This is a genomic window from Kitasatospora sp. NPDC088861, from assembly GCF_044750105.1.
Classification (GTDB): domain Bacteria; phylum Actinomycetota; class Actinomycetes; order Streptomycetales; family Streptomycetaceae; genus Kitasatospora.
The window spans coordinates 109584-133576 of sequence record NZ_JBIVJF010000006.1; the positions used below are offsets into that span (position 1 = coordinate 109584).

Genomic DNA, 23993 nt, shown 5'->3' on the forward strand with positions numbered 1-23993 from the left:
ATGGGCGGCTCGAACCCGACGGACCACCCGGCGCCCCCGGAGTCCCCTTCGCCCCCTTCGTCCCCGACGCCCCCGGTGCTGCTGGTCGTCTACGGCCGGGGCTCGGCGACCGCGCGCGGGGTCCTGACCGCCGGGCGGCGGCTGTGCACGGCGGTCTTCTTCGGCGACCTCGGCGACCCGAAGGTGGCCGCCGACCTGGCCCAGCTGCCGAAGTCGGTCACCGTGGTGGACACGTCCGGCCTGACCGAGGAGCAACTGTGCGACCGGGCCGCCGAGTTCGGCGCCTCCGGAGTGATCACCTTCAGTGACCACCTGCTCCGGACGGCGTCCGCCGTGGCCGCGCGGTGCGGCGTGCCGTTCCACGACCGCGCCACCGTCGAGGTCCTGGTCGACAAATTCCACCAGCGCGAGGCCCTGGCGGCGGCGGGCGTACAGGCCACCGCCTGCCGGACGGTCCACTCCGCCGCCGACCTCGGCCCGGCCCTCGCCGCGACCGGGCTGCCCGCCGTCCTCAAGCCCCGCTCGGGCGCCGGCAGCGTGGACACCTGCCTGGTCCGCAGCGCCGCCGAACTGGCCGACCGGTACGCCGAGTTCACCGAGGGCTTGGCGAGCCCGGCGGTGTTCGTGCTGGAGGAGTACCTGGTGAGCGACCCCACCGTGGTGGGGGAGTTCTGGGGCGACTACGTCTCGGTCGAGTCCGCGATCCGCGACGGCGAGATCCGCACCGTCGCGGTCACCGGCAAGCTGCCACTGGCCCCCCCGTTCCGGGAGACCGGCTACTTCACCCCGGCCCTGCTCCCCGCCGGCCTGGCCGACGAGGTCGTGGCCCTGGAGCAGCGCGCGCTGCGGGCGCTCGGCATCCGCGAGGGCGTCACCCACACCGAGATCAAGTTCACCCCCGACGGGCCGCGGCTGATCGAGGTCAACGGCCGCCTGGGCGGGCACGTCTCGGACGTCCTCAAGCGCTCCGCCGGGACGGACCTGCTCGCCCTCGCCCTCCGGCTGGCACTCGGCGCGTTCGACCCGCCCCAGCCGGTGCTCGCCCTGGGCGCAGGCTGCCCGAAGGTGGCGTTCCAGTACTTCATCTCCCCGCCCGCCGACGGCCTCGCCCCCGGCCCCGGCGAGGTGCTCGACGGCCTCCACCACCTCCCCGGGGTGGACCTGGTGGACGCCACGATCGACCCGTCCTGGCGGGCCGACTGGCGGGCCGGCACCGAGTGGCTGATCGGCACGGTCTACGGCACGGTCCCCGGGCACCCCGAGCTCCGGGCCACCGTCGAGGGCATCCACCGCACGATGGCCGACTTCTGGTCCTGACGGCTCCCTGAGCCCCCCTGCCTCGACCCCGGCCCCCTTCACCCCGCCCAACCTCGCACCCCTGGAGTCAACTTGCCGCGGCGCATACGCACAGCCACCCACGCGGCGGTGGCAGCCGTAGTCTCCGGCCTGGTCCTCGCGCTGCTCGCGCTGGGCATCGGGCCCGTCCCGGCCCTCGGAACCGCCCTCGTCCCCGGGGCCGGTGCGTGGGACTCCGCCGCCGGCGCCGAACTCCCGCACACCGAGACCCTCACCCTGGCGGGCCTGAACGCGCCGGTGACGGTCGCCTTCGACGACAACGGCGTCCCCACCGTCAAGGCCGCCTCCGACACCGACCTGTTCCAGGCCCAGGGCTACCTGCACGCCCGCTTCCGGCTCGCCCAGCTCGACCTGGAGCGGCGCGCCGGACGCGGACGCCTTGCGGAACTCAACGGGCCCGGGAGCGTCGAGTCCGACCGCTTCGAACTCCAGATGGGACTCCTGCGCACCGCCGAGGCCACCTGGGCCGCCACCGCGCCCGACAGCCCGGCGGGCCGCGCCCTCACCAGCTACACCCGGGGAGTCAACGCCTGGATCTCCGAGCTGCGCCACAACGGGCAGTGGCCGGCCATCTTCTCCCTCACCGGCGTCTACCCGGCCGACTGGACGCCGGTCGACAGCCTGGTCATCCAGGAACTCCTCACCCAGAGCATGGACTTCACCAGCACCCCGCTGGACTACGCGATCTTCCGGGAGTCCCTCGGCGAGGAGCGCACCATGGACTGGTTCCCGGTCCACGCGCCCAACGACCAACGGCCGTACGACGTCGGACCGTACCGCGACCTCGGCATCGCGCCGCTGCCCCCGAACGTCAACACCGCCGGGCCCGACGGCCAAGCCGCCGCCAACCGGTCGGAGCCGCGCCCCGCGCCCGTCGCCCCCACCGGGAAGCCCGACCCCGCCGGGGAGGCGACCGCGGCCCACACCCTGCTGGACACCATCCGCGCGCTCCCGGCCACCCAGGTCCACACCTTCCCGGACAGCAACGCCTGGGCGGCGAACGGCCCGGCCGTGGCGGGCGGCAACGCGATGCTCGCCGGCGACCCGCACCTGCCGATGACCCTGCCCTCGTACTGGTACCAGATCGCGCTGTCCTCGCCGGAGACCGACGTCACCGGCGCCAGCATGGCCGGCATGCCCGGCGTGCTGATCGGCCGCAACGCCAACATCTCCTGGTCCCTGACCGACGGGCAGAACCAGTCGACGGTCTTCTACAGCGAGCAGACCAGCCCCGACCACCCCGGCCAGTACTTCTGGAACAACGCGTGGCACCCGATGCAGCGGGTGGAGTACACCATCCCGGTCCGGGGCGGCGACACCGAACACCTCGCCGTGGACCTCACCGTGCACGGGCCGGTCCTGACCCGGGCCGGGCAGACCACCTCGGTCAGCTGGATGGGCAACATCCCCTCCCCCGACCTGGCCGTCCTGCTCTCCGTCAACAAGGCCCGCGACTACCAGGAGTTCCGCACCGCGCTCGCCGACTGGCACGCCCCCACGCTCAACTTCGCCTACGCCGACGGCGGCGGCAACATCGGCGTGGTCGCCGCCGGGTACTTCCCCCTGACCAAGGGCGGCAACCCCTGGTTCCCGCTGCCCGGCACCGGCGAGTACGACGTGGTCGGCGCCATCCCCTTCGACGCCACCCCGCAGGTCTACAACCCGCCGAACCACGTGGTCGCGACCGCCAACCAGCGCCCCGTCTCCGCCGACTACCCGTACTACATCGGCACCACGCTCAACGCCTTCGACAACGGCTACCGGGCCAACCGGATCTACCAGTACCTGGAGAGCCACCAGGCGATGACCAGCGCGGACTTCACCACCCTGCAGAACGACGTCACGGACTACCTCGCCACCGTCATCCTGCCGCACCTGAAGACCGCCCTGGCCGACCAGAAGCTCGACCCCCGCCAACAGGCCGCCCTCGACGTCCTGAACCGCTGGGACCACACCATGAAACCCGGCGTCGCCGGCGGCCCGATCTGGTGGACCTTCTGGAACGACTACCTGGAGACCACCTTCCAGCCCTGGTGGAACCACGCCAAGGTGCCGGTCGAACGCGACCGCCTGTACCTCAAGGTCTCCAGCGCCCTGCCCAGCCTCGACGAGAACCTCGAAGCCTGGACCCTGCACGACCCGACCAACCCGGCCTTCACCTCCCCCGGCGGCCCGACCCGCACCGCGACGGACGCCATGCGCACCGCCTTCGCCCAAGCCGTCTCCGAACTGTCCCAGGACCTCGGCAACGACCCCGCCACCTGGACCTGGGACCGCGTCCACACCCGGCAGATCCCCTCCCTCACCGGCGCCGAAGCCCTCGGCTACGGCCCCAAGCCCGCCGAGGGCGACCGCTGGACCGTCAACGCGGCCGACGGCGGCATGAACTCCACCTTCGGCCCGAGCTGGCGCATGGTCGTCGACTGGAAGGGCCCGGACACCGCCACCGCGCAGGCCGTCTACCCCGGCGGCCAGAGCGAGAACCCGGCCTCACCCTGGTACCGGAACTTCATCCCGTACTGGTGGGAGGGCCGGAACCCGCCACTCCTGATGGCCGCCGACCAACCCGCCTCCACCAAGGTGTGGACCCTGCGACCGGGAGCCTGACCACCATGACGACCCCCCACCTCCGCACCCTCCTCCCCACCCTCCTCGCCACCGTGGTCATAGCCCTCGGCTCCCTCTACTCCCTCTGGTACCTCCCCTTCCTCTGCGGCCTCGCCCTCGGCACCACCACGGCCCTGCGCGGCCAACGAGCCCGCACCGCCGTCCTCACCGCCACCACAGCCGCCCTCGCCGGCTGGGCCGCCCCCCTCCTGTGGCGCGCCGCCACCGGCGAAGCCGTGGCCGGCACCGCCCGCACCCTCGCCGCCCTCGCCGGCCTCCCGGCCCTCGCCTCCCTGATGATCACCGCAACCCTCCTGATCAGCCTCCTCCAAGCCCTCCTGGGCGTCTGGCTGGCCCGCACCACCACCGCCACCCTCCGCCCCACCCCCTGACCCCATCCATCCACCCACCCACCCAACGCAAACGATGGCCCGGCCCGCTCAGCGGCCCGGGCCATCGTCGTTCCGTGGTCTCGGTTTCGGTTTGCCGACCAAGTCGACGGCCTCGGCCGACGTATCCACGGGACTCCGGGCCCACATCCGCCCAGACGGAGCTGAGGTCGAACCCCCCGTCCCAGGTGTTCAGCAGTGCCTCGAATCACCGCCTGAATCAGATCCTCAGCAGCACCCCCGGCCGCCAGGGCCTTGAAACACCAAGGTCATATCCTGGCCGATCATGCAGAGCATTGACTGGGACGACGTCCGGGGGCGGGTATGCGCGGTGCGCGAGGAGCAGGGGTGGAGCGGGCCGGGGGCTGAGCTGGCTGCGCCGCTGACCGAAGTCCAGGTGGTGGAGGCGGAGCGGCAGTTCGGGATCACGTTTCCGGCGGACTACCGGGAGTTCCTGCTGCGGGTGAGTGCGGGTGGACGGTGGCCCAGGGAGTTGCGGCGGGGACCCGACGGATGGCACTGGGCAGAGGACGCGGACACCCAACTGGAGCGGCTGCACGTGCCGTTCCCCGATCACGACACCGCGCTGGCGGCGAGTGACGAGGTGTGGGAGAAGTTCGTACGGGAAGAGGACTACGCCAACCCTGCCGACTTCGAAGCCGCCCGGGACGCTCGGAACGAGGCCGTGGAGGCGGCGGAACGGGACCGGGTCACGGGCGGTGTGTTTCTGGCGGGCCATGGCCACAACTTCAGCACCCTGCTCATCGTCAGCGGTCCGGATCGCGGCAGTATGTGGTTCGACGGCCGGCCGACCTGCGATCGCCTCAACCCGCTGCTGACGGATGCGGGGCGACCGGCCGGCTTCGGCGAGTGGTACATCGACTGGCTGGAGCACGAGGAGGGTCTGACGACCCCGGAGCTGGAGAAAGCCGCTCGCGACCAGTGGCACCGCGGTGTCGGCACGCCCATCTGGCTCCGCTGGTTCGACGACTGGGAGGACAACCGCCGCGGTCGGTAGCCCACTGGCCACGAAGGCGCCGGTCATCGCCAGGGCCCTGGCAGGGGCCACGGCAGTGTGATCGGCAGGGAACGGTCACCAGGCGGCAGTGATGTGAGCAGACTGGAGTGATGAACTCCGGGACAGGGCTTGGCAGCGGCGCTTGGGGCTTTCGCAGCACGGGAAGTCGGACCGGCCGACTTCCCGTGCTGAGAGCGGGATCCGTAAGGCGCTCCCTTAAAATCCCACGGTGAAGATCTGGACGGAGCGCCCTGCCAAAGCCGACGTCGAAGCGGTCGTCTGTCGCTACTTCAGTCTGCTCCGAGCCGGCCGGATCCCCGAGGGGCCACGAGGGCACCGGCTTCTACATCGAGATCACCTACCGCGCGCGGATCATCGAGGTGTCATTGAGCTTCTGGGTGAAGCCCACCAACGCCGGTTGGGTCCTCGCGGGACCGGCCACCCTCTGGTAGGAGGACGAACGAAACGCAGCACGATCCGGACGCCGACGCAATCTCCAGATGCCCGCTCAGACGGTCGTCGACTGGAGCTGGTGCGGCATGTTCCAGCCCTCGGCGAGCCTCGACGGGTGAACGTTGGCTCCCCCGCCGAAGAACTCGCAGAACTTCATGATCAGCGGATCCCAGCCGAGCGGATCCACGTAGTGCGTCCCGGGGATGACGAGGCTCTCCTCGACATGGGCGCGAAGGACCTCGACCTCGAAGGCGGTGGCGTGCGGCTCGGGACCGCCGAAGGGGTGGGCCGAGACGACCTTGCACTCCAGCTGGACCGGGCATTCCGCGACCCTGGGGGGCCGGACCAGGTCCGACGCCTGCTCGGTCAACTGCGCGACCGAGAACTTGTCCGGCTCGTACCGGTAGCCCTGCTTCACCTTGTAGTCCGCCACGACCGGCTTCCCGGTGGTGAGCGCGATCCGGTCGACGGCATCGACCATCGCCGACGAGGGCAGGTTGAGCACGCACTCGCCTTCCCGCAGCAGGTTCGCGGTGGTCTGGCCGTTGTTGCCGAGACCGAGCATGCAGGATTGGCCCAGCCACCACACCGAGGACATCGGCGCGAGGTTCGCCGTGCCGTCCTCGTTGAGTGAGCTGATCAGCACCACCGGAGTTCCGAAGTACAGGACCTTGAGCCCGGGGACGACGTGCATGCGCTGTGCCTTTCGCGAAGTGCCGGACGAACAGGTCCGCGATCAGGAACACGAACCGTCGCCGACTCTCTCGTGGGCGAGACACCTGCGCTGGAGGAAATGTGACACCGCGTTTCGGCCGAGTGCGGTCGAAGACGGCAGCGACAACGGCAACGGCGACGCTACGGTCCGGGTTCGGGGCGGCCGAGGACGGCGTCCGCTTCGCTGAGCATGCGCCGCCGTTCGGCCAGAACGCCGTCGAACGCGGTGGCGTTCTGCTGGATCAGGGTGCGCTGGACGGCGGTCTCGGCCTCGTTCCAGATCCGGACGAGCCCGGTCTCCTGTTTGCAGACGACGTCCGCGAGGGCGGTCGTCCGTTCCTCGCCGGTGGCTCGTTCGGACGGCCAGGTGCCGGTCTGGAGCGGCGTCGCGTAGTCGTACCCCGCCCGTTTCATGCACCGGGACCACGCGGTGACGACGGCCACGACCTCCGGCGTCTTCGCCGACTGCTCGAAGGACTCCTGGTTGGCCGACCGGACCACGTAGGCGTCTCCCGGGTAGCCGGTAGTGCCGGTGATCCGCTGCGCGGCGGACTCCTGGCAGCCCTGCGGGCCGGTGAGCGCCTTCATCTGTGCCGGGGAGAGCGGTGCCTGCGTCGGGGCCGGGTGGTCGGGCAGGTGGTAGCCGACGGTGCGGGCGCCGGTGGCGCTGGTCAGACCGTAGCGCCGTTCGTACCGGCCCAGCAGGGGTGCCTGGACGCCGGCCGGGGCGGGCGGTTGGAGGCCGGCGCTTCGCAGGCAGTCGGCGACCAATCGATCCAGGGCGGTGTGCAACCGGGCCTCGTCGGCGGGCGGGAGGAAGTACGGGTCCAGCGGCAGGGAGATGACGGCGGGGCCGTCGGTGGCGGCCCCGGGTGTGAAATCAGGTGTGACCTCAGGTGTGACCCCGGGTACGGCCTCCGACGTGACGGCGGCGGCGGAGGACGGCGTGCCGGTGGCGCCCCCTCCGCTCGTGGAAGTGGAGCAGGAGGCGAGCAACAGGCAGCAGGTGACGACAGCTACGAGCGGGGCCGCGAGCGGGGCGGCGAGCCGTGGTGCGTTCATGGTGACGTGGCCTCGAATCTCTGCGCCGCCGGGCCGTCCGACCAGTCGGACGGCCCGGCGGGGTGCTGCTGCGGTCAGCCGTTGACGAGGAACGAGGCGTCCTCGTTCTTCGTCCTCACCAGGTTGCCGTTGCCGCAGGCCACGATGAGGTCCGAGGGCCCGGACCAGTTCTCGTTGTAGAACACCTGGACGTTGCCGACGCAGTGGCCCGGGTACTGGTAGGTCGCGGAGGCCGCGTTGTTCTTCACCGCGGTGCCCTGTCCGGGGCCGGGCGTCAGGAACGCGCCGGCGTTCGCGAGGTTGTCGAAGCCCTTGAACCCGGTACTCAGGTCCCAACCGGCCACCGAGCCGCTCTGGTTGGCGTTGTACCAGAGACAGAAGGCCCTGGCGCCGAGGCAGTTCGGGTTGTTCGGCGCGGCCTGCGCGGCGGGCGACACGGCCAGCGTCGCGGTGGCCACCGTCCCCGCGAGCAGCAGGGTGGTGAGGATGCGTCGAGTCTTCATGGTCTTCCTCCTGGAGTCCGAACGCCCCGAGGCGGGGCGGATCCCGGTTCGGGTGCGTTTCGGTGCGACGGGTACGGGGGGCCGGTCCATCGGTGCCGCCACGTCCCCCGTTCGTGGCGGTGGTGCCGTCGGCCCCCGGCTCCGTCTTCGGGTTCCCGGTCCGGAACGCCGCCGTGGGGGCCGCGTCACGGGACCTTGAAGTGTCCGAAGATCCGATGGAGACTCCACCGTGCGGGCTAATTTGATTGTCCATCAACAAAAAACCGACACGGCCCAGGTGAGCGGCGGACAATCCCGCTTCGGCCGCCGGACAGGACCGGACAAAGGGTCGGACAGGACAGGAGGCACGGTGGGTAGTGCTGGACGACCGCAAGGACAGCTCAAGGGAGAGACGGAACAGGCGAACGCCCTGGCCCGGTTCGTACGGGAGGTGACGGGCGGGGCCACGGTCCGCGAGCTCGCTCAGCGGTACCCGGCCAGCAAGACCAGTTGGAGCGAGTACCGCTCCGCGGAGAAAGACATTCCGTGGCACCTGCTCGAACGGCTGGTCCACGACTGCGCGGTGGACCCGCAGGCCCGAACGGTGTTGCTCGTCCGCGCCCGCGCCCTGCACGAGCAGGCCGGCCGGGCGGCGGCCGGGACAGCCCCCTCGCACGCGGAAGGGCGGTCGGCCGCGCGGCAGGCCCTGGAACGGGCCCGGCAGGCGCAGCGCCAGGCCGAGGCGGGCGTGGCCCAGGCCGAGGACCTGATCCGCGTGCTGGTGGCGATCGTGGCCGAACTGCGGGGCGAGCTGAGCGCCGGCACCGAGGACGGGGCGGGTCCCGGTGGACGGGTCTCGGACGGCGGGTACGCGGCGCAGTCGCGGCGGTCCCGGCTGCGGGAGGCGACGCGTTGCCTGGCCGAGGTGCGGCGCATCAGGGAGGACGCGTGCCAGGTGCAGCGGACGGCGGGCTGGGAGGAGGACACCGTCGGGCTCCTGGTCGACCAGGAGCGGGCGCGGGCCCAGGAAGACGGTGGTCAGCAGCCGGGTGCGGAGCTGGTGGTGGACGGCGGGGTCCAGGCGCACCTGCCGGTGCTGCGGCGCTTGGAGGCCGACCTCGTGGAGGTGCGGGAAGCACTGGCCGACCAGTGCCGGGAGGTGAGCCGGATGGTCCGGCCCACCGCGGCCGGGTCCGGGATTGTCCGCGGCGAACTGGTCCGGGCCCCGGACAACCCGCCGACCAGCCCGCTCGCGCTCGGCCCCCCGCCCAACGGCCCCGCGGTCATCAGCCCCACGGTCATCAGCCCCACGGTCATCGGGCCGCCGCTCGTGGGGCCGCTGCGAGGAGGGCCGCTGCGAGGAGGGCCCGCCGATGCGCGGCGGCATCGCACGGCCCGGACCGGTGCGGCCATGGGGGCGACCGCGGTGCTCCTGGCCGGGGCGCTGGTGTTGGCCGGGGTGCTGGTGGGCATACGGCTCGGCACGGCGCCCGCCCCCGTCGACGCGCTCACCCGGGCGGCCGGCGCGGGCGCAGGCCCCTCGGCGCCGGCGGGGGACAGCCCCTCGCCGTCGGCACCCAGCACGCCGCCGACCGCCTCGCCGTCCATCTCACCGACCGCCTCACCGGCCGTCCCACCGACCGTCCCGCCGCCCGCCTCACCGGCCGATCCTCGGACCGCCGGACCGGGGAGCGCGCCGCTGGTACCGGCACCGGCCGGTACGCCGACCCCCACCGCAGGGTCCAGCACCCCACCGGAATCCGTCGTCCCCTCCCCTTCGGACGGGAACCGCGCGCCCATGAAGTCCTCGCCGTCGCCCAGCTCCATATCGCCGCCGACGGCGGAACCCTGGACGCCCGACCGGCTCGGCGGAACCCCGATGGTCCCGCCGACGGGGTCCGTCTCCATCAAGAACGGCAACAGCCTGCAGTGCGTGGCCACATCCGGCGGCACCCGGGAGGAAGGCCAGGAAGCCCAGCAGTTCCCCTGCGGGGACTACCCCGACCACTTCTGGGAGAGCCAGAAGACCTTCACGGACGCCGAAGGCAACACCTACTACCGGCTCGTCAGCTACAACAGTGCCCTGTGCCTCACGGTCCAGGACTCCAGCACCGAGGCCGACGCCCGGGTGATCCAGTCCGCGTGCAAGAACGACCCCGGGCAGTCCTGGAGAATCGAGAAGTGGCCGAAAGGCATCCGCTTCGTCAACGGCAACAGCCACCAGTGTCTCGCCGTCTCCTACGGCAGCACCGCCCCGCGCGCCCCACTGATGCAGTACCCCTGCGGAAACTACCCGGACCACTACTGGAGCTACGGCCCACGCCGGTAGCGGAGCGGTCCCCCCGGCCCGCACGGCCGGGTGGCAGACCGCCCGGGCGACCCGTCTCCCCCTGGCCACGGTGGCAGGTCGGCGAGCACCCTGTTCAGGCCCGTGCGGCAAGCAGAAGGGCCGCCCCTCCGAGGGCAGCCCTTCTGCGGATTCTGCGGCTTCTGCGGATTCGGCGTCAGCCGCCAACCCGGCGATGGAGGCCGCCCGTCAGCTCCGGGTCTGCTGCCGGGAGGAGGTGATGAACTGCAGCAGGTGTTCGTTGACCAGCTCGGGGCGTTCCAGGTTGAGGCCGTGACCGGCTCGTTGCACGATCTCGGCCCGGACTCCCGGGATCAGCGCGGTGACCCGCTGGAGGACGTGACGCGGGCGGAGCAGAGCGCTGCGCCTGCCCAGCAGGACGAGGGTGGGCAGGCGGATGGAACTCAGTTCCTCGTCGGTGAACGGCCTGGCGGCGGGGCGGGTGTTCGGCTTGTAGCTGCGCATGCCGAGCATCAGGGGGGCGATCATCTCGGGCGGCGAGCTGAGTGCGGGGTTGGCGAGCAGGCGCCCGAGCGCGGGGCGCAGCGGCCGCGGGGCGAGCATGCCGAACAGGCCGCCGATCATGTGGGCGTAGAACCGGGCGGGGACCTTCTCGATGCCGCCGGGGTCCATCGGCGCGATCGAGGCGAGGCGTTCGGGTGCGTGGATGGCCTGGTTGAGGGTCAGCCAGCCGCCGTAGGAGAGGCCGACCAGGTGGATGCGGTCGAGTCCGAGGCCGGCGAAGACCTCGCCGAGCCAGGCCGCGTTCTCCTCGGAGCCGGCCGCGACGGCGCGTTGGACGCTGCGGCCGGGGTCGTCGAGCGTGTCGATCGCGTAGACCGGGTGGTGTTCGCCCAGGGCGGCGATCTGCGGGTACCAGTTGGACGGGTGTCCGGCGTGGCCGTGCAGCAGCACGATCGGTTCGCCGGTTTCGGGTCCGTAGTGGTGGACGTGGACGGTGCCGTAGCTGGTTTCGACATCGAGTTCCCGGCGGGGGGCCGGCCACAGCTCCATCGCGCGGTCGTAGGCCTCAAGGAACTTCGTTCGGGCTTTCTCGCTGACGAAGTGTCCGACGCTGGTCCTGGTCATGGTCCCTCCCGGTGCTCGGAATGCACGAAACAGCAGCACTTGATGGTATGTTTGTACCATAAAAACGTCTGGAGGGAACCCGATGCCGAAGCTGGTGGATCACGAGGAGCGACGGGCCCACATCATCGACGCCCTGCTGCGCACGGCGGCGGACACCGGGCTGCACACCGTCACCATGCGGTCCGTCGCGATCGAGGCGGGTGTCTCGGTGCGGCTCGTGCAGTACTACTTCGACACCAAGGAGCAGCTGCTGCTCGCGGCGCTCACCCGCCTGGCCGCACGGATGGGCGAGCGGATCCAAGAGCGGGTCCAGGAACGGATCCAAGAACGGGTCCAGGTACGGACCCAGGAACGGGTCCGCGACCGCGCCGGGGCGGCCGGGCCCTCGGCGTCACCGCGCGACATCGTCGAGGCGGTGCTGCTGGAGTCCGTGCCGACCGACGAGGAGAGCCGGACCTTCCATCTCGTCTACACCGAGTACGCGGTGCTCTCCATCACCGACCCCGCGCTCGCCGGGCAGTCGTTCCTCGCGGCGCCCAACGAGATGGAGGACTTCCTGGTCGGCCAGCTGACCGCCGCCCGGCAGGCCGGGGACACCGATCCGCGCACGGACGCCCGCCAGGAGGCCGTCGTCCTCCTGGCGGTCTCCGCCGGCCTGGGCCTGAGCGTCCTCCTCGGCCAGCGGACGGCGGACGACGCGGTGGCGGTCCTGCGCTACCACCTCGGCCGGCTCTTCCCCGGTTCGTAAGCCCTCGACGGCGGCGGAAGCAGCCGCCAGCCGTAGGCGCGGCCGGGCCGGGGGCGTCAGAGCCGTTCGGGAACGGGATTGCCGACGGCCTCGATGGCGCGGCGGACGGGGACCTTCAGCAGGAGGACGAAGCCGATGAGGAAGAACACCAGCAGGGAGATGATCGCCGAGCGGTAGCTGCCGGTGATCTGGTAGGCGAGGCCGAAGAGCAGCGGGCCCATCCAACTGGTGCCGCGGTCACTGACCTTGTAGACGCTGAAGTACTCGGCCTCCCGGCCGGCTGGGATGAGGTGGGAGAACAGCGAGCGGGAGAGCGCCTGGCTGCCGCCGAGCACCAGGCCGATCATGCAGGCCAGGACGAAGAACCAGACGGGCTGGTGAGCGGGAATGAAGTACCCGAGGGCGAGGGTGGCCACCCAGCCGACCAGGGATCCGAGGACGGTCCGCTTGGCGCCGTAGCGGCGGGCGATCCGGCCGAGGAGCAGCGCGCCGCCGATCGCCACGATCTGGACCAGGAGCACGGCCGCGACCAACGAGGTCTGGTCCATGCCGAGTTCCTCGCTGCCGTAGAGCGAGGCCTGGGAGACGACGGTCTGGATGCCGTCGTTGTAGCAGAGGAAGGCGCCCAGGTAGAGCAGCGTGAGCGGGTACTGACGCATCCCGCGCAGGGTGCGGGCGAGTTCGCGCAGGCTGCCGGCGGCGGGCCGGTCCGGCGCAGCCGGGGTACGGCCGGACACGACCGGGGTGCGGTCGGGGGCCGCGCCCGCCCGGGAGGGCAGCCGCAGCATCGGGACGAGCGTGAACAGCGCCCACCACAGGCCGGCCGAGGCCAGGCAGATCCGCACGGCGGTGCCGGAGGACAGGCCGAGCGCGTCGTGGCCCTGGAACAGCGCCAGGTTGGCGATCAGCAGCAGTCCGCCGCCCGCGTAGCCGTAGGCCCAGCCCTTGGAGGAGACCGCGTCGCGCTCGTCGGGGGTGGCCAGGCCGGGAAGGTAGGCGTAGGAGAGGGCGACCGACACCGCGTACGCGATGTTGGCGACCACCAGCAGTGCGCCGCCGAGGAGGTAGCGGTCGCCGTCGAGGAGGAACATCCCCATCGTGGCGACCGCGCCGACGTAGGCGAAGCCGCACATCAGCTCCTTGTGCCGCCCGGTGCGGTCCGCGACCGTGCCGGTCAGCAGCATCGCCGCGACCGAGAGCAGCACGGAGAAGGAGACCGTGTACGGGAAGAACGACCCGGCGCGCACCGACAGTCCGAGCGGGTGCACGTCGCCGGCCGCGTCGGCGGCGTTCTTGGCGACGGTCGTCAGGTACGGCCCGAGGAACACCGTCAGGACGGTGGCCGAGAAGGCTGCGTTGGCCCAGTCGTTGATGTACCAGCCGAACCGTATCCGGCGCAGGGCGCTGTCATCGGCGGCGGCCGCCTCGCGCTCCGGCGGGCCGTCCGGCAGATCGTCCGGGAGACGGTCCGGCAGGTTGTCCGTGGTGCTCGTCATGGGGATCCCATCACCGTGCTGGAGCCGGTGCTGCCGTCGCTCCAGCAGCCGCGCTCGCCGAGGACGTCCCGCAGGACGTCTATGCGATCGGCCATGATGCCATCCACACCGAGGCCGAGGAGAGCCCTGATCCGTGTGGGATCGTCCACAGTCCAGACGTGAACCTGGAGGCCGAGGCGGTGGGCGGCGCGCACGAAGGCCCGGTCGACGACCCGGACGCCCCGGTGCCGCTCGGGCACCTGCGCGCACACCCCGGCGAACGGCGCCCCGGCGAACCGCGACCCGAACCGCGACCCGAACTGCGCCCAGGAGCGCGCCCCACGCCCCCGCAGCAGCGGCCCGGCCAGCGAACGCAGCCGCAGCCGGGCCACCTCGCGCGGGCCGAGCGAGGTGGCCAGCCGGGGGCCCGCGGCGGCGCGGACGGCGGCGAGGCGGCTGTCGGAGAAGCCGCCGACGCAGACCCGGTCCCAGGCGCCGGTCCGACGGATCGTCTCGACCAGCGGCCCGACGGCGGCCGCCGCCTTGACGTCGACGTTGAAGCGGGCCCCGGGGAACGCGTCGAGCAGGTCCTCCAGCAGCGGCACGGGTTCGGTGCCGCCGATCCGGGCCTGCCTGACGGTGTCCCAGGGCAGGTCGGCCACCGCACCGGTGCGGTCGGTGACCCGGTCGAGGCGGGTGTCGTGAAAGGCCACCAGCGCGCCGTCGCGGGTGGCGTGCACGTCCGTTTCGAGGTAGCGGTACCCCAGGGCGACGGCGGCCGCGAAGGCGGCGAGCGAGTTCTCGGGGTGGCCGAGGTCACCGCCCCGGTGTGCGAAGGCGAGCGGCCCGGGGTGGTCGAGGAAGGGGTGCATGTGGTGCTCCGAGCTGCTGGGATGCGCGTTACAGTATTACGCACCCTGTCAAGCAGTAACGCCGGTACCGCCGGTACCGCCAGTAGTCCCATCAGTGCCATCAGCACCAGCAGTACCGCTACCGCCCGGATCGTCGACGCGGCGCAGATCGTAGAGGTACGACCTGCCAGCCTTCCAGCTGCGCCAAGGGCCGAGCGGAGGGATAAGCTCCTGGTCGCCCGTCCGCCCCGCCAGCGGCCCGGAGTTGGCGACCCCGTCGGCGCCGACGGTGCACCAGCCCCGCTCCGGCAGCCACCGGCACCACACGTCCAGGTCCACCCGCCTGTACGACGGCCTGCCGTTGAACACGCCGTCCGCGCGGAAGTGGTACACCAGACCGTCCAGGCGGCGAACGAACTCGATCGACACGACGGCTCCCCCCATCGGACACCCGAAGGGCCAGGCTACGCCGCGAGCCCGGCGGAGACAGCGAAAGTGCGTTGCACGGCCGCCGACCTGACGCATAGGCTCACGCCATCGACGTGTAGCTCAGCAGCAGAGCACCGGGCTCTGGACCCGGAGGGCGCAGGGGCGGCACCTGCCACGTCGGCCTATGGACGACGACGCTGACCAGCAGCACCCTACCGGGGCCGGGATATCCGCGCACTACCCGCAGCGCCAACTGGCCCTGGCCCGCGCATTCCTGACCTCGACGGCCCACCCCGACGACAACTCCGGCACCGACTCCCACGCCGAGAACTGGCGCAACGCCGAGGCCCGGGTCGCCCGCTGGCGCGCCGTGCTCGCCGGGATCGCCGACGGCCGGCTGGCCATCGGCTCGCGCACCCCGGTGGCCGGGCTGCCCGCCTGGGTGACGCCCGAGGTCGTACGGGGCGGCTTCGCCACGTCCGCCGCGAGCGCCGAGGGCCCGCTCCAGCCGTACGAGCACGAGGCTGCGGCCCTGGCCGGGGTGGCGGCCGAGCGCGGGGCGCTCTTCGCGTACTGCCTCACCGAGCCCGGCCTGTCCCGGCTGTACGACCTGCTCGACAGCGGCGGCTACGAGGCCGCCGTGCCGGAGGAGGCGGCGCTGCTGACGGTGGCGTGGCTCGCGCGGGCCGGGGACGCGGCCGGCGCGCTGGAACTCGTCGACGTCCTGGAGCCGTTCGCCGACCGGCTGCGCTTCACCCCCCGGCCGTCCGCGCTGCCCGCGCCGGACGCCGAGGCGGTGCACCGGCGCACGGTCGGCGACGCCGTCACGACCCTCACGGGCCGGCGGCCGAACGCCGCCGTGGAAGCGCAGCGCGAGGCGCTCACCGTCTGGCAGCCCTTCGGCGACCAACTGCTGGCCCACTGGCTGGAGACCGCCGAGGCCGGCCGGGTCCTGGAGCGTACGCCCGACAGCGCCTGGACGGAGCGCGGCGCGGTGCTGCTCCGCCGCTACGAGGAACTCGCCGCGGCCCACACCCGCTGCACCAAGCACCGCGACCCGAAGGAGAACCTCGGCATCCTGCGCGGCGCCCTGGCGGAGACCGCCGCCGGCCGGCCGCTGGACGCGCGCCGCCTCGGACCGCTGCGGCACGCGGTGGCATCCATGGTGCGCCGACGCGGCCGGCCGGGCTCCGACCGGCACACCGAACTGCGCACCCGCCAGGCCGTGCAGGCGGCCCAGCCCTCGCACCACGACCTCGCCCAGCTGGTACTGCGCCGCCTCTCCGGGCTGCCCCAGGAGACGGGCGTGGCCGACGTGTCCCCGCTGGTCGCCGACGTCTCGGCGCGCGAGGCGCACGAGGCACACGCGACCCCCGCCGGCCACACCACCCGTCTCCCCGCAGGCACCCCGGTGCCCGCAGCGATCCGACAGGTGGTGGAAGCCGCGCTCAGCGCCCCGATCGACACGCTCGTGGAGCGCGGCATGGTGCCCTCGGCCGAGGTCCTGGCCGAACTGGTCCCGCAGCTCGTCGCCGTGGCCGGCGCCCAGTCCTACCCGGACGAGGCACTGCGCACCCTGATGGCGGCGAACTACCGGGCGTTCCGCAACCGCCGCTCGCTGCTCCTGAGCGACCTCACCGGGCAGGTGCGGGTCGACGAACTGCCCTGGGTACGGGCCGTGGCCGCACACCGCGTCGGCGAGGACGGCCGCGCACCCGCGCGTACCGCGCTGCGCCGGCTCGGCGAACTGGCCGTACAGGCGTTCCCCGGCACGCTCCTGCCGAACGCGCTGGTGCGCGAACTCGGCGTGCTCGCCCGGCAGGCCGAGCTCGACGCGCCGTTCGTGGAGGAACTGGCGGCGGACATCTTCACGGGCACCTTCACCCCGAAGTACCTTGCGGCGGCCCGGGCCGCCGCGGACCTGCTCGGTGGCACGCTGTACGAGCGCTACTACGCCATCGACTACGCGGCCGTCCACGACCTCGCGACCGCCGAGGCGGGCAAGGCAGACAAGGCGGGCAAGGCAGGCAGGGCGAACAAGGCCCCGGCGCGAGGCCGACGCCCCCGCTCCTCCCCCGGGTTCACCGAGCTGTGCGCGCAGCGCGCCGAGGTGTCCGGAGGATGGTCGATCGCGTCCAACGGGAAGATCATCGAGCAGGCCCAGATCCTCACCACCCACAACCTGGCCACCCTGGTCACCCGGGTCGGCATCAGCCCCGAGCCGGGCTGGGACGACCTGGCCTGGCGCAGCTTCACCACCGTGTGCCGCGCGACGGCCCGGATCCACGACAACCCGCGGCCGCTGTCCACCATCAAGGACGCGGCGTACGCGTGGCGCCAGCTGGTGTTCCACCTCTCCCTGTGCGAGCCCGCCGCGCAGGCCCGGGTCATCGCCGGACTGCGGGGGGAGGCCGCCCGCCACCCCGCCCACGTCGCGGCCCGTCTCGCCCCCGCCCTGGCCGGCCTGCGCCAGGCCGCCCGCGGCGGCGCCGCGGACGCGGACGCCGGGCGCCGTCTCCTGGGCTGGACCACAGGACCGCACTGGCTCCACCCGGCCCCCAGGACCTGACCACCCGCGCACCGCCCAGGCCGAACCCGCCGCCGCCAAACCAGGAAGCCGTCGGCGCCGGCGGGTTCGGCTGGTTGGGCGGCGACCCGAACGAGCTCCAGCAGGTCGGCCGTCCGGTGGGGTGGTCTTCGTCGGTGGGTGGCTGCTGACCGAGGACGGTCCTCGAACGAGTGCGACCCGCGCCCACAAATCACCCGATCGAGTGAAGGTCGAACGCTCTCCGCCCATTCGGCACCCCGTCGCCGATGATGCGCTTGGCGCGACACGGGGGCACCCGCCATCCTGCGGGCGCCCCCACGATCCGTGCCGTCCATCCGCCGACGAACCTCGGAGCACACATGCGTCGCCCCACCACCGCCGCCGCAACCGCCCTGACCGCCGCCATAACCGCGGCCCTGCTGACCGGACCGGGGGCCGCCGTCCCGGCCCACGCGGACACCGCACACATCCCCGTCATCCTCATCCACGGCCGCAACGCGGACCCCGGAGTATGGGGCACCCTGATGACCGGCCTCCGTTCGAAGGACGTCCCGGCCTTCGCCTGGGGCTACGACACCTCCCGGTCGACCAACGAGGTCCTGGCCGGCGAACTGACCCAGTACGTCGACAACGTTCTGAGCCAGACGGGCGCTGCCAAGGTGAACATCGTCGCCCACAGCCTGGGCAGCCTGCCGAGCCGCTGGTACATCAAGTTCGGAGGCGGCAACCAGAAGGTCGCGAACTGGATCTCCCTGGCCGGCCCCAACCACGGCACCTCCCTCGGCTACCTCTGCGCCCTCTGGGACCAGGGGTGCAAGGACATGACGCCCAACTCGTGGGTCATCAGCCACCTCAACCAGGACACCGAGACCCCGGGTCCCACCCGGTACACGACCTTCTGGTCCCCCAAGGACGAGCAGATCTCCCCGACCACCAGCACCAAGCTGAACGGCGCCACCAACATCGAGACGGACGGCCTCAAGCACAACGACTTCCTGACGAACCCCGACGTCCTCGACAAGGTCACCGCGATCCTGACCAGCTGACACACAGCCACACCACCGCCCCGGCACCACCGGCCACCCGCCGTGTACAGATCCTCGGCGCGGTGGCCGGCCCCGCCGCGACAACGGCGCGACGAGCACATCTGCGTCGCCTCCCGGTCAAACCCGTGGGCGGCCGCCGGTGGCGGGGCCTCCTCGAAGGTGACCACGGTGTGGCGGACGTAGTGCGCGAAGATCTCGGCCACGGCGTTCAGGTCGGCCGGAACCGCCGGGCGGATCACTGACTCCATGGCGTCCACAACGGGAGAGTGTGGGCCGCGCTGCGCGGGCCACCGACTCGGGCCGTCGGCCGCGGCTCTCCGATAAATCAGAGCGCGAACCCGGACAATCCATGGACCAGGAATACGGGCGAAATCGCCGGAAAGAAAAGGTGGAGATAGGAATCGAACCCATCTAAACGGCCCTGCAAGCCGTCGCCTCGCCACTCAGCCACTCCACCGCGGCAACGAGGGAAACATTACACGCACATGAACGGGGATTACCCGGCGACGCCGAGCTTTCACTCCAGAAGACCCTTAATGCGTTTAGTGCTATTTCTCTCGACATGGTGTCGACAGGGTCCGGCGGGCCAGCGCGGAAAAGTCGCGGTGCGCTAGCCTGTGCCGATATCTCCGACCCGATGGGATTTCACTGATGGCCGTCGAGGAATCATGGTCCACCCGTACCACGGAGCTGCGCTGCGGAACCGCTGCGAACCGGTGCCAGTACAAGAGCCTCCCCCTGCGCGACCTTCCCCCGCTCGGTGTCGTGCGCCGCGCCCGGATCGTCCGCGAAGGCCTGCGTGAGCGCCGCGCCGCCGTCCCGACGCCCGGCCGGCCCTCCCGCTTCACCGAGGGAGACTGGGTCCGGGTGAAGGACGAGGCCACGGTGCGCGCCACCCTCGACGCCAAGGACCGCCACCGCGGCCTGTGGTTCACCCGCAGTCAGTGGTCGTTCTGCGGCGGCGTCTACCAGGTCGAACGCATCGTGCGCCGCATGATCGACGACCACTACCGCGTGCGGCGCCTGTCCGGCACCGTCGCCCTGGCCGGCGCCACCTGCCACGGCGCGGACGGGGCCCAGGGCTGCGGACTGGACTGCGCCCTGCTGTTCCGCGACGAATGGCTGGAGCCCGCCCCCGCGCCGGTCCCCGCCGCTCGGCCCGCCGCCCTCTGGGCGACCGTGCGCAGCCTCCCGGAGATCCACGCCACCCTCGACCCCGACGGGCGGCTGGACGGCGTCCCCTTCCAGCCGGGCATGGAGCTCCACGCCGACACCCGCCACAGCGCCACCGAACTGCGCCACCGCTCCCTCGCCTGGTGGCAGCACCCCACCAAGGGCCGCTGGTTCATCCTCAACGGCCTGCGCTGCGGCGGCGAGCCGCTCGCCACCGGCTGCGACCGCCGCTGCGCCCTGCTGTGGCACGAGTCCTGGCTGCATCTGGAACCCGCCGCCACCGCCCACTGACCTTCCGCCACCGCCCGCCGACCACCGCCCTGCCGGGCACCGCCCTCCGCGGTGCCCGGCAGGTTTTCGTCGCCGGCAGGTCCTCGCCGGCCGCCAGCGCCGCCAGCGCCGTCAGCGCCGCCAGCGGTCGCGCACCAGCTTCGCGGCCAGGTGCAGCGGCCCGTCCCGGTCACCGACGTAGCAGCGGGGAAGCGCGTACACCCCGCTGTGGACCCCGGGGCTGACCGCGCACCCGTACCCGTAGCCGGCTCGCGCCACCGCTTCCACCGCGGCGGCGTCGAGCGAACCGTACGGGTAGCAGAACCCTTCGACCGCCTGCCCCGTCAGGTCCTCCAGCACGCGGCGGCTGTCGGCGACCTGGGCTGCCAGCTCCCGCGCGCCCAGGCCCGCCAGCCGCCGGTGCGTCAGCCCGTGCGAGCCGATCTCCAGCCCGGCGGCGGCGGCCTCGTGGACCTGGCACGCCGTCATCAGCGGCTTGCGCGGACCCTGCCGGTCCCAGTCGTTGTATCCGCCCAGCCGGTCGGCCACCACGTAGACCGTCGCCGTGAAGCCGTACTCCGCCAGTGCGGGCATGGCCTCCTCCACGAAGTCGCGGTATCCGTCGTCGAAACTCAGCCCCACCATGCCCGCCGCGCCACCACCCCGGTGCGAGCGCATCAGGGCGCCGACCGACACCCCGCGCAGCCCGCGGGCGGACAGCCAGCGCAGCTGGCGGCGAAAGCGCGCAGGGTCGACGGTAATCAGATAGGGATCCTCACTCGTTGACGCCACCGAGTGGTACATCAGCGTCCACGGAAAACGCCCCGCACCTCCACCGGCCGCTTCTTCCGGACTGTTGCGTGGTCGAATGATTCGCATGTTCTGCTCCAGCTGTCCGGCGGCACCGCCTGTGCAGGTGGCCTTCAGGGAAATTGCATTCTGGCAGCGTCGTACCCGGCTTCCATTCGCGCCAGGCGACTCCGCCCCATTTCACCCGGATGCCAGCCCAGAAGTCGCCCGACGAGTGCCCGGCCCGCACGGCCCGAATACCGGTTCCGCCCCGTCCGGAACCGGCCGACGTTTCACCTGGCCGCGACGGCGGCCGGTGCCCGTGCGGCGGCTCTGGCGGCATCGAGCGCGGCCCGGACCCGCGCCGCGCCTGCGGAGGCGATTCCCGTCGTGCGGCTGTCGTCCGCAGGGCGGCTGACGAGGCCCGCACACGCGCGACAGATGCCGGGTTGGGGGACGGGGTCGTGGCACTGGGCGCACTCGGCGTAGCCGGCCGCTGCGGGCCGTGCGGCGGCCCGGACGGGCGGCATCTTGCGCTCCAGGCGGTAGCGGAGCACCGCGACCGCCGAGTACACCGGGGCGGGCAGGCCCGGCAGCAGGGCCCGGGCGAGGTCGGCGGGTGTGCTGCCGCGCTCCAGCCACTGGGCGACCAGGGGCGCGAGTTCGCGTGCCTCGGCCTCGCCCAGGCTCAGGCGCGGTTCGGGGCGGATGACCCGGAACAGGGTGGCGACCGCCTCGCGGAGCCGTTCGTCCGGCGCGTCCTTCTCGGAGTCCCCCTCCCGCCTTTCCGCCCCCAGGGCGGCGCCAGGCTCTCCGGACTGCCGGGAGGGGAGGGAGGGTTCTTTCACCGGGTTCTTTACCAGGGCGTCAGCGCCGCCGGTGGTCCCTTCGCCGGGGGCCGGACGGTTGGCACCCGGCGGCATCAGCTGCGGGGTGTCGTGGACGTGGGTCTCGGTGATGATCGTGCCGTCGGGCATCCGGATCTTCTCGACCCGGTAGAAGCCCGCCTCGGCCAGCTCCTTCAGCGCCTTGCGAATGGCGCAGCGCCCCTGGGGGCTGGTGTCGGCCATGTGCCGGCCGTCCTCGCGCCAGCCGTCCGGGCGGGAGAGGAGGTCCGCGAGCAGACCGCGAGCGGTGTAGGACAGCCGCCGGTACTGGAGCACGGTGTTGGGCAGCACGGTGAAATCGCGCACGTGGGCGCTACGATGGACGCGCATCGGGAGGTGCTTCTCCTGTTGCCGGGCCCCGGAGCGTTGGCGCGCTGCCGGGGTCACCTATTTGTGGTTAGGTCACGGAACGTACCACAACTATCTGACACACCAAGCGTGTTGACGCCAGCGGCCGGATCATATTCAAATCCTCCCGCCGACGGCCGGCACGAAGTGCGGCCAGGACCACCGAGGCCTTCCACGGCTGGACCCGGAAAAGGGTTCCATGACGGCCCCGACCGGGGGTTATCCCCCTCTCGCATGGGCCCGCTGCCCGGATGGATCGGTGGATCTTGAACACCCAGGCTGAAGGCATACGAATTGCCGATGCATCCGGCAGGGTGCACAAGGAGGGTTCCCCCATGACCGATCGTTCTCGCCCGCTTCGACGTGCCCGCGCCTCGTCGTCCGGGCCGGGGCGAGGCATCGCGATGGTGGTGGTGACGGTCGCCACCGGTCTGGCCGTGGGAGGCGCTCTGCCCGCGTCCGCGGCACAGCCCCGCGGCTCCGGGTGAGGTCGTGCGGCAAGGCCTGGACCGCCTGGTGCACGAGGACAAGTACCCCGCCGCCCTGGCCTCCGACCTCGGCCGCGACGGGCGCACCCGCAACTACGCTGCCGGCGTCGCAGACTTGAGCACCGGGAAGAAGGTGCCGGTCGACGGGCAGGTACGGGCGGGGAGCAACACCAAGGCGTTCACCGCCACGGTCGTCCTGCAACTGGTCGACGAAGGCAAGGTCGCCCTCGACGCCCCGGTCGAGCAGTACCTGCCGAACCTGGTGCGCGGCGAGGGCATCGACGGCCGCCACATCACGGTACGTCAGCTGCTGCAGCACACCAGCGGACTGCCTGACTACGTCGACTTCGTGGGCGACCTCGTCGGCACGGAGCGCCACACCTACCTCCAGCCCCGAACCCTGCTCGACCTGGCGCTGGCGCACAAGGCGCTGTTCGCCCCCGGGACCAGCTGGGCGTACAGCAACACCAACTACCTCCTGGCCGGCCTGATCATCGAGAAGGTCACCGGCCGTCCGCTGGCCGAGCAGATCACCCACCGGATCATCGAACGCATCGGACTGCGCCACACCTACTTCCCCGGCGCGGGCGACGAGGGCATCCGGGAAGCACACCCCCAGGGCTACTACGCGCAGCCCGGGGGGCCGTTGGAGGACGTCACCGAGTTGGACCCCTCCTGGTCCTGGGCCGCCGGGCAGGTGATCTCCACCCCGAGCGATCTGAACCGATTCTTCTCCGCCCTCTTCGGCGGCAAGCTCCTGAAGCCCACACAGCTCGCCCAGATGCGGACCACCGTCGAGGTCCCCGGCGGAATGTGGCCCGGTGCCCGGTACGGGCTGGGAGTGACCAGTACGCCGCTGAGTTGCGGCGGCCTGATGTGGGGGCACGGCGGTGACATCCCCGGTTACCAGACGCGCACCGGCGTCACCGATGACGGCCGCGCCGTCACGGTTGCCGTCACCGCCGACACGGCGCCCACCAAGCAGGGCCCCTCCGATGTCCTGGCCCTCCTCGACGCCACCCTGTGCAGGTGACGGCCGAGGCTCCGTAGTGAGAGTGGCCGTGGTTGGCGTCGCCCAGTTCCAGGATGGCGTCGGTGGTCGCGGCGACTCTCAGAACCCCCTGCACGCGCCGCCGCCCGAACTCACCGGTCCCAGGAGAAGAATTGTCCGGCAGTCCCAACTCCATTGCCAGCAGTCCGCCGACGGCCCGCCGCCCACCGATCGGCCCGCCCCGATCGCCCTCAACCGCTTCGCCGAAACTCAGGGTGCGGCGGCGCGTCGGCGGCTGGTTCGGCCACTGCTGCGTTGACCGTCAACGACGAGTGCGCGCAGAGCACACTGCGGAGCCGCACGGCAACTACGGTTCTTGCACGGCGAGAAGGCCGAGTCCGCGGAATCCCGGTTGCCGCCCCTGCACGTTCGC

Annotated in this window: 19 protein-coding genes and 2 tRNA genes; 11 read left to right on the plus strand and 10 right to left on the minus strand. The window is 72.0% G+C overall.

Annotation, left to right across the window (positions count from 1 at the left end; translation table 11 throughout):
* The 4 genes from ACIP37_RS13670 (at window position 1) to ACIP37_RS13685 (ending at window position 5370) form a co-directional block, all read left to right on the plus strand.
* Window positions 1–1317, plus strand: coding sequence for an acetyl-CoA carboxylase biotin carboxylase subunit family protein (locus ACIP37_RS13670; RefSeq protein WP_400806861.1), 1317 nt, complete (start codon window positions 1–3; stop codon window positions 1315–1317).
* A 108-nt stretch (window positions 1318–1425) separates the two neighbouring features.
* Window positions 1426–3963, plus strand: coding sequence for a penicillin acylase family protein (locus tag ACIP37_RS13675; protein ID WP_400806859.1), 2538 nt, complete (start codon window positions 1426–1428; stop codon window positions 3961–3963).
* Window positions 3964–3968: 5 nt separating this feature from the next.
* Window positions 3969–4355, plus strand: a complete 387-nt coding sequence (locus ACIP37_RS13680) for a hypothetical protein (protein WP_331744782.1) — start codon at window positions 3969–3971, stop codon at window positions 4353–4355.
* Between the two features lie 283 nt (window positions 4356–4638).
* Window positions 4639–5370 (plus strand): SMI1/KNR4 family protein, encoded by a 732-nt coding sequence (locus ACIP37_RS13685; protein ID WP_331744783.1) that lies wholly within the window; start codon window positions 4639–4641, stop codon window positions 5368–5370.
* A 508-nt stretch (window positions 5371–5878) separates the two neighbouring features.
* On the opposite strand, the gene ACIP37_RS13690 is transcribed toward ACIP37_RS13685, so the two are convergent.
* From ACIP37_RS13690 to ACIP37_RS13700, 3 genes are all read right to left on the minus strand, one after another.
* The gene (locus ACIP37_RS13690) at window positions 5879–6517 is read right to left on the minus strand and encodes a flavin reductase family protein (RefSeq protein ID WP_400843787.1); all 639 of its coding nucleotides are present in this window, start codon (window positions 6515–6517) and stop codon (window positions 5879–5881) included.
* Window positions 6518–6678: 161 nt separating this feature from the next.
* Window positions 6679–7599 (minus strand): hypothetical protein, encoded by a 921-nt coding sequence (locus ACIP37_RS13695; protein WP_400843790.1) that lies wholly within the window; start codon window positions 7597–7599, stop codon window positions 6679–6681.
* A 74-nt stretch (window positions 7600–7673) separates the two neighbouring features.
* Entirely contained in the window at window positions 7674–8102 is a 429-nt protein-coding gene (locus ACIP37_RS13700) for a hypothetical protein (RefSeq protein ID WP_331744791.1), read from the minus strand.
* Between the two features lie 349 nt (window positions 8103–8451).
* On the opposite strand from ACIP37_RS13700, the gene ACIP37_RS13705 reads away from it, so the two are divergent.
* A complete protein-coding gene (locus tag ACIP37_RS13705; protein WP_400843793.1) occupies window positions 8452–10410 on the plus strand; it encodes an RICIN domain-containing protein in 1959 nt (652 codons plus the stop codon).
* A 207-nt stretch (window positions 10411–10617) separates the two neighbouring features.
* Here the strand turns inward: ACIP37_RS13705 and ACIP37_RS13710 are convergent, their stop codons facing one another.
* On the minus strand, window positions 10618–11517 hold the full coding sequence (locus tag ACIP37_RS13710) for an alpha/beta fold hydrolase (RefSeq protein ID WP_331744796.1): 900 nt from the start codon (window positions 11515–11517) through the stop codon (window positions 10618–10620).
* Between the two features lie 82 nt (window positions 11518–11599).
* Between ACIP37_RS13710 and ACIP37_RS13715 the strand changes: the two genes are divergently transcribed.
* Window positions 11600–12265: a TetR/AcrR family transcriptional regulator gene (locus tag ACIP37_RS13715; RefSeq protein WP_400843796.1), complete on the plus strand. Its 666-nt coding sequence runs from the start codon at window positions 11600–11602 to the stop codon at window positions 12263–12265.
* Window positions 12266–12321: 56 nt separating this feature from the next.
* On the opposite strand, the gene ACIP37_RS13720 is transcribed toward ACIP37_RS13715, so the two are convergent.
* From ACIP37_RS13720 to ACIP37_RS13730, 3 genes are read right to left on the minus strand one after another with little or no spacing between them, the layout of a single operon-like run.
* Complete coding sequence (locus ACIP37_RS13720) at window positions 12322–13761, minus strand: MFS transporter (protein ID WP_363627741.1); 1440 nt, start codon at window positions 13759–13761, stop codon at window positions 12322–12324.
* Window positions 13758–14612, minus strand: coding sequence for a glycerophosphodiester phosphodiesterase (locus tag ACIP37_RS13725; RefSeq protein WP_331744803.1), 855 nt, complete (start codon window positions 14610–14612; stop codon window positions 13758–13760). Before ACIP37_RS13725 ends, ACIP37_RS13720 begins: the two co-directional genes overlap by 4 nt.
* A 48-nt stretch (window positions 14613–14660) precedes the next feature.
* Entirely contained in the window at window positions 14661–15020 is a 360-nt protein-coding gene (locus ACIP37_RS13730) for a hypothetical protein (protein ID WP_400843801.1), read from the minus strand.
* A gap of 109 nt (window positions 15021–15129) precedes the next feature.
* Between ACIP37_RS13730 and ACIP37_RS13735 the strand changes: the two genes are divergently transcribed.
* From ACIP37_RS13735 to ACIP37_RS13745, 3 genes are all read left to right on the plus strand, one after another.
* Window positions 15130–15201: transfer RNA gene (locus ACIP37_RS13735), tRNA-Gln, on the plus strand.
* 3 nt (window positions 15202–15204) lie between these two features.
* The gene (locus ACIP37_RS13740; protein WP_400843804.1) at window positions 15205–17589 is read left to right on the plus strand and encodes a hypothetical protein; all 2385 of its coding nucleotides are present in this window, start codon (window positions 15205–15207) and stop codon (window positions 17587–17589) included.
* A gap of 338 nt (window positions 17590–17927) precedes the next feature.
* Window positions 17928–18614 (plus strand): triacylglycerol lipase, encoded by a 687-nt coding sequence (locus ACIP37_RS13745; protein WP_363584422.1) that lies wholly within the window; start codon window positions 17928–17930, stop codon window positions 18612–18614.
* A gap of 386 nt (window positions 18615–19000) precedes the next feature.
* On the opposite strand, the gene ACIP37_RS13750 is transcribed toward ACIP37_RS13745, so the two are convergent.
* Window positions 19001–19071: transfer RNA gene (locus ACIP37_RS13750), tRNA-Cys, on the minus strand.
* A gap of 194 nt (window positions 19072–19265) precedes the next feature.
* On the opposite strand from ACIP37_RS13750, the gene ACIP37_RS13755 reads away from it, so the two are divergent.
* Entirely contained in the window at window positions 19266–20078 is an 813-nt protein-coding gene (locus ACIP37_RS13755; protein ID WP_331744814.1) for a hypothetical protein, read from the plus strand.
* 111 nt (window positions 20079–20189) lie between these two features.
* Here ACIP37_RS13755 and ACIP37_RS13760 read toward each other — a convergent pair whose 3' ends face one another.
* Together ACIP37_RS13760 and ACIP37_RS13765 are read right to left on the minus strand one after the other, a co-directional pair.
* A complete protein-coding gene (locus ACIP37_RS13760) occupies window positions 20190–20849 on the minus strand; it encodes a polysaccharide deacetylase family protein (protein WP_363584418.1) in 660 nt (219 codons plus the stop codon).
* A gap of 290 nt (window positions 20850–21139) precedes the next feature.
* Complete coding sequence (locus ACIP37_RS13765; protein ID WP_363627738.1) at window positions 21140–22063, minus strand: hypothetical protein; 924 nt, start codon at window positions 22061–22063, stop codon at window positions 21140–21142.
* Window positions 22064–22573: 510 nt separating this feature from the next.
* Between ACIP37_RS13765 and ACIP37_RS13770 the strand changes: the two genes are divergently transcribed.
* Window positions 22574–23602: a serine hydrolase domain-containing protein gene (locus ACIP37_RS13770; RefSeq protein ID WP_363584414.1), complete on the plus strand. Its 1029-nt coding sequence runs from the start codon at window positions 22574–22576 to the stop codon at window positions 23600–23602.
* Window positions 23603–23993 lie beyond the last annotated feature (391 nt).